Raw genomic sequence first — 10,658 nt, forward strand, 5'->3', positions numbered from 1 at the left:
GGTTGCACAGTGGTGGGGAGGGCGGGCTAGAAACCCACCTTTACCCAATTATGTATTTTTCCTCTGAACCAGTTTAAAAACACCTACCGCTATTAGGAGATGGCCTACGCCCAAGGCCACTTGCAAGAGGCCTGAAAACAAAGCGCGCTTTAAAATATAGCTTTCCTCTGCAAGCTCTATACCTGAGGGATAGCTAGGGATACCAAGCTGGATTGATGTGTAAGCCAATATAGTAATTATACTGCCAACAAGTATTAGCAACGAATCGAAGCTTCTAAATTTACGGAACGCACTTACACCAGCGGCAAGCATAATCAACAACCCTAAAAATAGAGACCACAATGCTATCGTATGGAAAGTACTATTCATCTTGACTTACTCATAACGTTTTTAGCTTCTGCGCCGTAGGCGTCGGGTTCCTAAACTTGTTAAATGTTGCACATATTCAGCTACAGTGATTCCACCTGCAATACCAACGACTAATGGCAATACTGAATATTGTACATAGTATAAATCCACAGCTTGTACTCTAATACTATTCAAAGCCAAAACCAGAACGGAAATAATTATGCCAATGTTCATGACAGAGTATTTGGAAACGCCAAATTGCTTTGCAAGAACAAAGCCCAGCATCCCAGAAAGAAACCCTTGAGCAAAGTAGCTCTTGAGGTTTAGAAAAATATCCAAATAGCGCGGAAGATCGAATATGCTGGGAGGTCGTATGTACAATGCTGAACACAGCATGGCGGCCCCCATAATAACCATAAGCATTAAATATTTTTCAATCTTAATCATAGATATTTAACGCCCAGCGCACAGAAGAAGTACGCAGTAATGAGCCCAGGCCGCTTGCGGCCCGTCGGTGCCACTGCTTATTAATCGTGCTCTTCTGCAATTCGCTTTACTTTTTCCCAATCGGTTATTTTCACAGTAAATGGCCAAGTTTTCTCTATTACACGTAACCATCCAAAGTCCTGCATTGTCACTCCCACAAGCATACCTATAGCTAAAATAAATAAACTACCCCCGTAAAACCAGTAACATAAACAAGCAGCTACAAGCATTATGCTTCTATAGGTAAGCTTCCTCTTCATCGCTGACATTGAAGTTGCAAGAGTAACTCCCTTCTCTTTTTGGGTGAGAAGCTGTTTGGCTCGTTCATTTTCCTTCATAACTTCATCTACAGTTAACATTTATATAGTGGTCGCCGTGACCACTATTATCCTGATTACTACCTCGGAAGCAATTCTGCGTCACTCCCTTCAATTGTACCGGCGTTTGTTAAGTATTGCCGTGCCCACGCTGCCTCCAAATTAAAATAGCCCCGCCTGTATAAAATGCTATGATCTGGGTCGTTCCTACCAAATAGAGCATTTCTTGCCAATAACTTTCGATATAGCCAATCAGTCCGAGAAGAACGAAAATTCCAAACGTTAAAACGAGTGAAGCTATAGCATTAGTTAGAAGTGATTTATATGTACTAAGTCGTACGCGGCCAGAGAGAAAATAACCCACGCACACCGAGATGATGGCAACTAACGGCCAAAATACAAAGAGTGACAGCGAAGCTGCTATCACCCAAAGCACACAGGAAATTATTAGGGCTATATGATTTTCTAAATTCATACACTTAACATTTATACACTAATCACCATGGTCACTATTATCCTGATTACTGCCCCGGAATCAATTCTGCGCCGTTAACCCACAATCCACATCAAAACAGTTAGTTACACAGATTTGGCACAATCGTACAAAATACGATCACCCTCTCCAGAGTAAAAAACCGGCTCAGGGGCCGGTTTGGGTCGTTGAATGGTGGTGTGGGGAGGGCGGGCTAGAAACACGCCTTTTCCCAATTAGTACTGAGCCCAGAATGTACTATCCGCCCCAGTAGTTCACAACGCTTTGCTTACCACAGGATTTGCATTGCCAGGTTTCTTTGTACTTCCTTGGCCCTAGATACAAGGATATTGTGACCTTTGGCTTTACGTTTGCACCCATTGGATCTCCAAGTTTCGTAAGAGCCATTTTGCCCCCACACTTATCGCATGGTTGCGACTGCTTTTTGTAAACGATAGTAGCCACACATAGAAAGGCCGCCACCCCTACTATTAAAAATGCTAATTCTTGTTCCGTCATAACTACCACTTAACGTCCACGAAGTGAGCGAACACATATTTTTTTAGATTTTTTCACAGCCCAACCCTAGTTTTTTAATAAGTACCCACCCACCATAGGTAAGCAATACATAGGCATACCCATAAGCTAGTGCAAAACTCCATAGTATGGCTATTGATGCCATTGCCTGGAGAAAGCTGCCGGGTGAACCGCTGATAAAAGGCACGATTATCAATAGCGGCAAAAACAGCAACGGCGCAAACCACATTACCTTTTTAATTTTACTGTCGGATCGTTGCTTAGACCACGCAAACGCAAAGGCCACAAATACTGCATAAGGGATTCCAGCGAATACGATTGAAAATACGGTAAAGAAGACCAATCCGTTCTTTACGCCAAATTCCGTTGTAAACGCTAGTACTGCAGCTATAGCTCCAATTAAATATGGAAAGAATAGCGCTATGCGAAAATATGTTCCGAAGTTCATGTAAATTTAATATTAATACAGTAGCTACCGTGACCACTATTATCCTGATTATGTCTTCGAAATCAATTCTGCGCCAAATACAGAAAATCCTTATTAAAATCATACAGTTATAGGGAGATCTTACGCAGGTTCACTTTGTTTCCCTGGGCATCTCCAGCCCTAACGGTGAGCCCCTTCATATGCCCTCCCCTCAGTAGCTCCAGGTTGTGGGCCTGATACGCTCACCCGGTACAGATTCAAGATCATCCAGGTGCAGGAATCGGCCCTTGTGGGCACCCTTCTGCTTCACCCCAATGCCGGTAAAGCCTTCCTCCAGCGCGAGCCCCAGAAGCTCATAGGCATGCCCACCAGAAACTGATACATCCACAGCCTGCCCGGTAGTGTGTGTCATGGTGGAGCCGATCTTGGCGCAGTGGTCCCGGCAGCGATAACCGGAGGTGATCACCATCGGCTTGTTGAACCGCTCCCTGACACTGATCAACCGGCGCAGCGTGTCGTCCGAGAAGTGAATTTTCCCGCAGCAACGGCAGGACAGCTCCGCTTTCGTGAAGTAGTCGTTTTCAAACATGGAATTACCAGATACAAAAAAGTCCACACGGGGCAGGCTAAGGTTGAATTCTAAAGGTTCGATATCTTAATTGTTAATAACAATCAGCCAGCAATGCTATTGACAAAAATCAACAACACCTTGTTTTCGCAAAATCGGACACAAAACGCTCATACAGAAATGTACAAAGAGGGACATCAACTACAGAAACTGGTTATACTTTTGCCTCTAGAATTCCTCGGACAATCTCTTGCGAGAGTGCCACAGGAACTACACTTACTCCCAGTATAAAAAAGCGGCGATACATACGAACGTTTCTGTAATTATTTGGATGATTTTGTTTTGTTATATAAATTTTTTGAGCCCCCAAGATCGATGAATGACCATGCCAGGATACAACGCCATCCCTCAAACAATTTTGAAAGTTTCTAAATTCTTCCTCAGAAAATTTAATGGTATACCATGTCTTTTGAAAAGAAATAGCAAAATTGTAACTTACATCGATTTTTACCTGTATCTCATTCGATCGATTCCGAATTATTTCAAGGCCTACACCAGCATCTTTCATAAAATCCGAATCCAGCTTCGTTGTGGTAACGAATCATATAACGATCACTAGCATTATCCAGACTCCTTCTATCCGGATAAAAACAAATACTCAGCGCAGCTATTTTCTTCATCTATCTTGGCAGCAAACCAATTGAAGTATGAGCATAATTTGGCTTTCCTTTTAATTCGACAAGATCCTTAACTTGATCATAGGGAATAAGCATAGGGTTGTAATTAAGATCAACAAAGAGAGCCAAATACCAGGAATTAATTTTTAGCGGCTGAACCTTTCCACAGCCATTCTCTTTTCTAATTATAACATTAATCTTTGGCTGCGGATCCCCCCAACCATGCAACACTTTAAATTCAGTTTGTGCACCATAAGGATAAGATTGATAATGGTGATCAATGTATACTACAACTACTGCACGGTTCCTTATCTCCTTTATTTTTTGAGCAAAATCTTCGCCTTTAGTAGGTGGGTAGATGTAAGTGAACTCACCATCAGGTGTTACAGGTGGTATTATTTTAGGAAGAATTTGGGAGCAAGCATTAGTGGCGTGAGGAAAAAGAAAAGCAAGGAAAATAAAATATTTAATTTTCATCATAAAATTTCCACTTAGCACACAAAGTGTAAATAAGTCTGCAATTTAGCAAAAGCGCCATCGCTATATCTATACTTTTCAATTGCCTCTACTTTTGGCATCCGAACCAGGCTTAGTCAGGTAAGTATAAATATAAAATATCGTTGCATTAGCTGGCTTAGAATCTATCATACCATCCAAGAATTCCCGCTCTTCGACATTCAAATTAGAGACCACACCTTCTGGCAGAGAACTTTGAATCTCACTATATGTCTTCATCCTATCGAGTATGAATTTATCTCCCCATTCATACATCTTTTCATCCTGCCCGAGCCGAGCAAAGCCCAGGACAAGAGCTAGCGCATTGGCTTGATCTACTGAGTTTCCAGAAATTGAATAAACTGCCGTTATCTCTATTCCTCTCTTAAATCCACGATTCTCACCTACGTAATAGGCCATAACCACTAGGGCAAGTAAGATTACTGACCTAATTATGCTCTTATATCTCATAGTTTGCTTTAGCAATTAATGCCCGCTCATACATCTGGTAGTAAGCTTGGCAGGCTTTACAATCAAGCTCAAATCCCACTCCACTCCAATCGAACTGAGTTTTATCGCATTTTAGTATACGACAGCCTTGGCGGAAATCAACACCTCGTCCCAATTGCATCACGAAGAGTCCATACTCGATTTACAGCCATAAAAAAACCCCGCTGGCTTAACCAGACGGGGCTTTCAAAGGGGGGTATGGTCCCGCTGCGCATACTTCGCGACAGCTTAGCTCAGATTAGTGTGTAGACGTGTACACTGTCAATAGCCAACAACTGTATTTAAATACAGTTATGCGGCATTCTCTGCCAAATAAAGGGCCTCCACCGTTCCCTCGATGACTTTGCACATATTAATTACCCAACTTTTGCTTTGGCCAACCTTTCTGCACACATCCCGCATCTCCCACCGGTAGTAATACCGCAACCAAAAAACCTTCCTCTCCAGCGCGGCCTTCTCCTTGTCCTGGCGCCTGGCAATCACATTCAGGTAAGCCAATACTGCAGCATCCGTGAGGGCTGCCCTGTCGTAATCTATCGGTACCGGACTCTCTCTGCATCCCGATAGCATCCTTCGGCCAAATGCCGCCATACGGGGCCAGCTCACCGAGTCCCCTGCACGTTCAGGATAGGCCCTGGACCACTCCCACAAGCGCTCGCGAATGCTGATTTCATTGACCATCTTTTTCCCTATCTCGATTAACCAACAAATTGTCGGAATCTCTTAGGCAGCTCGACCCGGCTCACTCCAGCACCTCCGCAATCAGTACTCGGGTGTAGCCCTGGCCGCGTTTGGCCGGCGCCTGGGTGACTCGGCGCTTAACTACGCACTGGTTGTTATCGTTCTCAATCAGGCCCAGGCCGTGGGGATTGGTCCGGCTGGGCTTCTCCAGCACATCGATCAGCAGCTTTGTGCCACCCTGCAGGTTGTCATCGTCCAGTTCACCGGCAGAACCGCGCTCAATCTCGATATAAACCTGTGCCAGGGGCTCATTGGGTCGACGTTGACCGCTTCTCACCAGAGCTGCCGCTACTTCCATGGCCAGCTGCTTTTTCACCGCCCTGCGCTTTCTCCAGTGCATCCGAAGTAACTGGTTGTTGGATGGCGTCGCCTGGGGCAAGGTGAATTCCAGAGTGCGCATTCGATTTACTCTGCCGCTTCCGTAAACAGGGATTTCAGGCTGTCCAAGGTCTGGCGTCCAACGACCTTTGAGCGTTCCTGTGCGGCCTTATCTGGCAGTTTCTGGGGCTCAAACTTCCGGTACATTTGCGATCCCGGTGTCGGTTGGCACATACCAACAAACTCCGCATAGTTGGGTGGCCAGCTGTCGATATCGCCCTGCCGCGCAGCTTCCTGATTTCTCTGCTCAACGTATTTCATCCCTCGGTGCCATGCGATTTCACTCAGCCCTTGGGTCTTCTTCGCCCACAGCATGAAATCCTCGCTGTAGCGTCCCGCAGCCTTGTCGGCTTTGGAGTCATACAGGGCATGTTGGGACGACCACTTGTGGCCGTACAGTTGGGTCATGCGCTTCCACAGGGCCAGCAGCAGCTTCTCGTGCCGAGGCTCTAGCGAACGCGGCGTTGATTTGTGCGTGCTCCTGCTGGAGGCGGTTGCCAGGGCCTGAGTTACGGTTTTCATGGGGCTTTCCTTGCTTGGGGAGCGGAAATTCGTCCTGCCAGTGCAGATCAGGGCCAAAGAAGGTTTTGGCCTGTTTCACATACCGGGTGCCAGTGTCACCAGTCGCCGCGCAGTAGCTGGCGTAACGCACAAGGCCAGCGCGGATAGGCTCGAATGGAAATTGTTTTCTCAGGGTGCGGTATGTCTTCAGCGCCCCGACCTTGGGATTGCCACCGGCTCGCTTAGGGTAAATCTTCCAGAGTTGGGCAAATTCCTGCTCAATGGGATCGGGTTGATCAGGAGGCGGATCACTCGACAAATCGCCAGTGTTTGTATTCTGATCTTGGTTAACTGATAGATTGGTATACTGATACGTCGGATTTTTTTCCGACCTTACCTCGGATTTTTTTCCGAGTTTGCTCGGATTTTTTTCCGACCCTCGGATATTTTTCCGAGGCACCTCGGATTTTTTTCCGACCTCAGCCTTATTCCACTCGAAACCCTTCTTGGTCACACGGTAGTGATCGCCACCATTGATGATTTTTCGCTCAATCAACCCCTTGCGGATCAGCTGTGTACCCAATCGGTAAATGGTGTCTCTCTTGTCAGAGAGAATGGGCAGCTCCTCGATGATCTTGCCCTTGCTGAGATACCAGTAGCCGTCCTGCTTGTCCGCCCAATACGCAGCATTCAGGATGAAAGAGAACAATGTGGCCTGCTGAAGGTTCAACTCCCACTGGATGCTCTTGGCCTGGTTAATGGAGAGTGTTAACTCCACATTTGCCTCCGTCCGCGTCTGCGGCTTTGAATGGTTTTGGTACTGTCGCTCTGAAAGGTGCCGGTATGCCTCGGCTGCCTCTGTGGGTGTTGTTTTTGATTGGTGTGCTTTCTTGGCCATAATCAGCCATCTTTCAGGGCCTATTCAGGGCCTCCTGAACGCCCGGATATTTCCTTTCGGAACTCCAGGCTTATTTCGTCTCTTTATCTCTCGCACCAAAAGTTCACCGGTGAAATCTTCCGCAGCCTTGCCATTTTTTTTGGCCAGTTGTTCTAGCTTTTCGATATTCTCTTGGCTCAAAAGTGATCTAAGTTCTTTCATAGGCCCTCTCCGGGGCCTTCAGGCCGCTTGACCTTCGTTGCTATTCTCATCCGAGAACAGTGCTAACTGTGCTTCAACAAGCTCACGTACCAGGACTGCTTTTTGCGTTCTGTTGAACTCTGCTAGTGACTCGATAAGTTTGTAGGTCGCGTCATCAACGCGTAATTTGATCTCACGATCCTTAATGTGCTTGGGGTCTGCATACATACTTGATGCCTTTATCCTTATGTTGATTAATTTCTGTACTATGCCTTTAGCCCACATGTGTCGCCTTACTCAACAAATCTATGTGATGGCCTTGTGTGTCGCTCTATCCAGCTATGCTGATTGTTGTCAGGCGCTGGCTTGCGTTGCCGTAAAGCTGATCGCGGGAGTTTTGGCTACATCAGGGGTAAGTTTTCCACCAGAGAGCCGCTCTATTTCGTATTGCCTTCTGATTGGTACACTCCCCGTGTATTCCCATTGGCGCACTGCTTCATAAGTGATACCCAAGGCACGAGCGACTGCTCCACGAGATCCGAAATAGTCAAAAACTTGATCAACAGTCATTGAGAAGTCCTCCAATTGAACAATATAAAAGCACGCTTGCATTTAAAGTGCAAGCCCATTTGTCAAGAAAACTTGTATGTTGAGCAAATGAATGTGATAGACAGAATGAAAAAAGTTTTGGTGGATGAGGGCATCCCAACGCGCCGGATTAGGCGGCAGTTGGCGGAAGACTGTGGCGTAAGCTATGAGGCTGTGCGCCAATGGGATACGCGCGATACTCAGAAAATAGAGATGGATAGAATCATTCGCTTTGCCGACAAATGGGGGGTTGACATTCGGTGGTTAACAACTGGAAAAGGGGAAAGGGAACAATTTTCTAATCTTCGCGATGAAATAGGCGTTAATTCTGATAATCTCAGCATTGGGCCAGACATCTATGGCGCGGTACCACTCATTTCTTCCGTGCAAGCTGGCCACTGGGAGGAAGCTATAGATAACTATCAGCCAGGGGACGGTGAAACCACAGTTCTGTGTACTGTCCCACACTCAAAGTACACATTTGCTGTTCGGGTAGAGGGTTCTAGCATGGAGCCCAAGTTTACCCATGGAGAGATAATAATTGTTGACCCAGAGGAAGATCCAAAGAATGGCGATTACATTATTGCTAGAAGGCTAGACAACCAAAAAGTAACCTTTAAACAGTTTATTTCGGATAGTGGCGAGTTTTTCTTGAAAGCTCTGAACCCACAGTGGCCTGAACCTATCATTCCTATTGATGCGAAGTGGGAGATCTGCGGAGTAGTAATCAGTCGTCTCGAGAACTTCCGGTAAGCCCTCAATACAAACATATCTGACTGAACACCAATTATCCCCATCAGGATTACCCCCCCCTTCTCGCTGCTTCACAATAAAGCCCTATCAGGGCTGCTTTATTGATCATCTGCTTATGTGACCAACTCAAGCTATCTGGTCGCAAATAATATACAAGTCTGCTTGCGCAAATAGAAAAGAAATGTTTTATTTGTGTATGCAAGTTCACTTGTATTTCTATATAAGGAGACGTCATGAAGCTGGATACACAAGCATTCACCACCAACTCAACCAAGCCAGCAGAAGACGCTCTGAGAGAATTTGAGCGCCATCAAGACGCCCAGCCAGAAGAAACTGCCGAAGATGCAAAGCGCATAGAGAGGGGCATTGCGGAATATTTCTTAGAGCACATCCTCCCTAAGAAATGGCGGGATCGTTCTCGCCTGGAGGCCTGCTGTGAATCTCGATTCTCGGAGATTGCCCTGGATGAAATCGATAAGAGCCACATGGGTGACATTCTCCTGTGGGCCAGTGCTGGTCAAGAATTTGCCAACGAATGCGCCCTTAAGCTGGCCAAAGAGTACCGCGAAGAACTAGAGTCGCTTGCTGTAGAGCTCGGGTATATCGAAGGGCTGCCAGGCTCTTGGCGCAAACCCACCGAAGACGAAATTGAAAACGTTGCATTCTTCATAGAGATGTACCTGATGCGGGAATCAGGAAAGCTCAGCCAAGAAGCCGCTCTCGCTCACAACCTCATCGATAAACACATCCCTGCTTTTATCTCAAAGCTGGCAGAGAGTTCCGATTCAACAGGTCAGGGCTTGCTGGCTGCAAGAACCTTAGCTGGCTACCGCAATGAAGCCGGTGACTTAATTCACAATGCTGCATTAGCCACCACCCGATATATCGCCGAAAAATATTTCTGGCGTTTCGAGAAGGCAGCGCGTATGAAAGGATGTATTGCCGAAAATAATTCTCTGAACTAACAAGGAGATCATAAAAATGGTCAAGTGTCTCTCCGAGAAACGAATCATCAAATTCATTAAGTGGCTGTCCAACCAAGGCGCGGAGATTCTGCCGTCCACCAATGAGCATGAGGCGCTTCGCTTCCGCTGCTTTAAAGGCGTCGGCGTCATCCATCGAAATGGTAAAGGGAATTTCTCTGTTGCTGGTCCAGTCGCTACAGAGGCTTTAAACGCGCATCTGTCATGTGAAAAGTGGGAAGAATTGACGAAACCAACACAGCGAACTTACGGCAGCAAGAGAAAGAAACGGCTTTTCAGACGGGATGGAGATGAGTGTTTCTACTGTGGCCTTGCACTTGGTGACGATATCACTGAAGAACACTTGGTGGCACTTAGTCAAGGTGGCCCGGACCGATTAGAAAATCTGGTATTGGCTCACGAATCTTGCAATCGTGAAGCGGGCAGTCTTCCGGTAATTACGAAAGTTCGACTGCGCGAAAAAATGCGGATGAAGGTTTTGGTAATCGAAGAATAAAAACCATGCAGCTAAATAAAACCAGCATAAGTACCGCCACGGTCCGGATAACTCGCATCGCCAGTTATCTATTTCCCACTCTGAAAATAGCTGTAGTTCGTGGCTGCGAAACAGACTGGTGGAACGAGATTTGTATAGCTGTTCGGGAGCGCTGCCGCAATGCCTACGAGCGCTGGAGATACTTGGAAAATCCCTACCCGGCAGGCGATTTGCGACGCTGGGAGTGGATACAGGAATCCCACGCAATCATTCATGAGTGCATGCAGTCAACCCTGAACGACGTTGGTTGGACCGAAGAGGTCA

19 protein-coding genes are annotated in these 10,658 nt (G+C 46.4%); 4 read left to right on the plus strand and 15 right to left on the minus strand.

Features of this window, described 5'->3' with window-relative positions:
* Positions 1 to 48: 48 nt before the first annotated feature.
* From Q5Y71_RS15730 to Q5Y71_RS15800, 15 genes are all read right to left on the minus strand, one after another.
* Complete coding sequence (locus Q5Y71_RS15730; protein ID WP_306043047.1) at positions 49 to 369, minus strand: hypothetical protein; 321 nt, start codon at positions 367 to 369, stop codon at positions 49 to 51.
* Between the two features lie 21 nt (positions 370 to 390).
* Complete coding sequence (locus tag Q5Y71_RS15735; protein ID WP_306043048.1) at positions 391 to 795, minus strand: hypothetical protein; 405 nt, start codon at positions 793 to 795, stop codon at positions 391 to 393.
* 80 nt (positions 796 to 875) lie between these two features.
* A complete protein-coding gene (locus Q5Y71_RS15740) occupies positions 876 to 1,193 on the minus strand; it encodes a hypothetical protein (protein ID WP_306043049.1) in 318 nt (105 codons plus the stop codon).
* Between the two features lie 992 nt (positions 1,194 to 2,185).
* Entirely contained in the window at positions 2,186 to 2,608 is a 423-nt protein-coding gene (locus Q5Y71_RS15745; RefSeq protein WP_306043050.1) for a hypothetical protein, read from the minus strand.
* A gap of 190 nt (positions 2,609 to 2,798) precedes the next feature.
* A complete protein-coding gene (locus Q5Y71_RS15750; RefSeq protein ID WP_306043051.1) occupies positions 2,799 to 3,176 on the minus strand; it encodes a D-Ala-D-Ala carboxypeptidase family metallohydrolase in 378 nt (125 codons plus the stop codon).
* A gap of 193 nt (positions 3,177 to 3,369) precedes the next feature.
* Positions 3,370 to 3,723: a hypothetical protein gene (locus tag Q5Y71_RS15755; protein WP_306043052.1), complete on the minus strand. Its 354-nt coding sequence runs from the start codon at positions 3,721 to 3,723 to the stop codon at positions 3,370 to 3,372.
* Positions 3,724 to 3,835: 112 nt separating this feature from the next.
* Complete coding sequence (locus Q5Y71_RS15760; protein ID WP_306043053.1) at positions 3,836 to 4,312, minus strand: hypothetical protein; 477 nt, start codon at positions 4,310 to 4,312, stop codon at positions 3,836 to 3,838.
* A 75-nt stretch (positions 4,313 to 4,387) separates the two neighbouring features.
* Positions 4,388 to 4,747: a hypothetical protein gene (locus tag Q5Y71_RS15765; RefSeq protein WP_306043055.1), complete on the minus strand. Its 360-nt coding sequence runs from the start codon at positions 4,745 to 4,747 to the stop codon at positions 4,388 to 4,390.
* A 381-nt stretch (positions 4,748 to 5,128) separates the two neighbouring features.
* Positions 5,129 to 5,518: a hypothetical protein gene (locus tag Q5Y71_RS15770; protein ID WP_306043056.1), complete on the minus strand. Its 390-nt coding sequence runs from the start codon at positions 5,516 to 5,518 to the stop codon at positions 5,129 to 5,131.
* 61 nt (positions 5,519 to 5,579) lie between these two features.
* On the minus strand, positions 5,580 to 5,978 hold the full coding sequence (locus Q5Y71_RS15775; protein WP_306043057.1) for a hypothetical protein: 399 nt from the start codon (positions 5,976 to 5,978) through the stop codon (positions 5,580 to 5,582).
* 5 nt (positions 5,979 to 5,983) lie between these two features.
* Complete coding sequence (locus Q5Y71_RS15780; RefSeq protein ID WP_306043058.1) at positions 5,984 to 6,364, minus strand: hypothetical protein; 381 nt, start codon at positions 6,362 to 6,364, stop codon at positions 5,984 to 5,986.
* Positions 6,315 to 7,235, minus strand: coding sequence for a hypothetical protein (locus Q5Y71_RS15785; RefSeq protein ID WP_306043059.1), 921 nt, complete (start codon positions 7,233 to 7,235; stop codon positions 6,315 to 6,317). The genes Q5Y71_RS15780 and Q5Y71_RS15785 overlap by 50 nt, the downstream gene beginning before the upstream one ends.
* Positions 7,236 to 7,379: 144 nt before the next feature.
* Positions 7,380 to 7,556 (minus strand): hypothetical protein, encoded by a 177-nt coding sequence (locus tag Q5Y71_RS15790; protein WP_306043060.1) that lies wholly within the window; start codon positions 7,554 to 7,556, stop codon positions 7,380 to 7,382.
* Between the two features lie 18 nt (positions 7,557 to 7,574).
* On the minus strand, positions 7,575 to 7,763 hold the full coding sequence (locus Q5Y71_RS15795) for a hypothetical protein (RefSeq protein WP_306043061.1): 189 nt from the start codon (positions 7,761 to 7,763) through the stop codon (positions 7,575 to 7,577).
* Between the two features lie 126 nt (positions 7,764 to 7,889).
* On the minus strand, positions 7,890 to 8,105 hold the full coding sequence (locus Q5Y71_RS15800; protein WP_299940497.1) for a Cro/CI family transcriptional regulator: 216 nt from the start codon (positions 8,103 to 8,105) through the stop codon (positions 7,890 to 7,892).
* A 15-nt stretch (positions 8,106 to 8,120) separates the two neighbouring features.
* Here Q5Y71_RS15800 and Q5Y71_RS15805 point away from each other — a divergent pair, with 15 nt between their 5' ends.
* The 4 genes from Q5Y71_RS15805 to Q5Y71_RS15820 all read left to right on the plus strand — a co-directional run.
* Complete coding sequence (locus Q5Y71_RS15805) at positions 8,121 to 8,876, plus strand: LexA family transcriptional regulator (protein ID WP_306043062.1); 756 nt, start codon at positions 8,121 to 8,123, stop codon at positions 8,874 to 8,876.
* Between the two features lie 233 nt (positions 8,877 to 9,109).
* On the plus strand, positions 9,110 to 9,841 hold the full coding sequence (locus Q5Y71_RS15810; RefSeq protein WP_306043063.1) for a hypothetical protein: 732 nt from the start codon (positions 9,110 to 9,112) through the stop codon (positions 9,839 to 9,841).
* A gap of 16 nt (positions 9,842 to 9,857) precedes the next feature.
* Positions 9,858 to 10,355: an HNH endonuclease gene (locus tag Q5Y71_RS15815; protein ID WP_306043064.1), complete on the plus strand. Its 498-nt coding sequence runs from the start codon at positions 9,858 to 9,860 to the stop codon at positions 10,353 to 10,355.
* Positions 10,356 to 10,360: 5 nt separating this feature from the next.
* On the plus strand, positions 10,361 to 10,658 hold a 298-nt coding region (locus Q5Y71_RS15820; protein WP_306043065.1), incomplete at its 3' end, for a hypothetical protein.

Source organism: Microbulbifer sp. 2205BS26-8 (assembly GCF_030731025.1).
Taxonomy (GTDB): Bacteria; Pseudomonadota; Gammaproteobacteria; order Pseudomonadales; family Cellvibrionaceae; genus Microbulbifer; species Microbulbifer spongiae.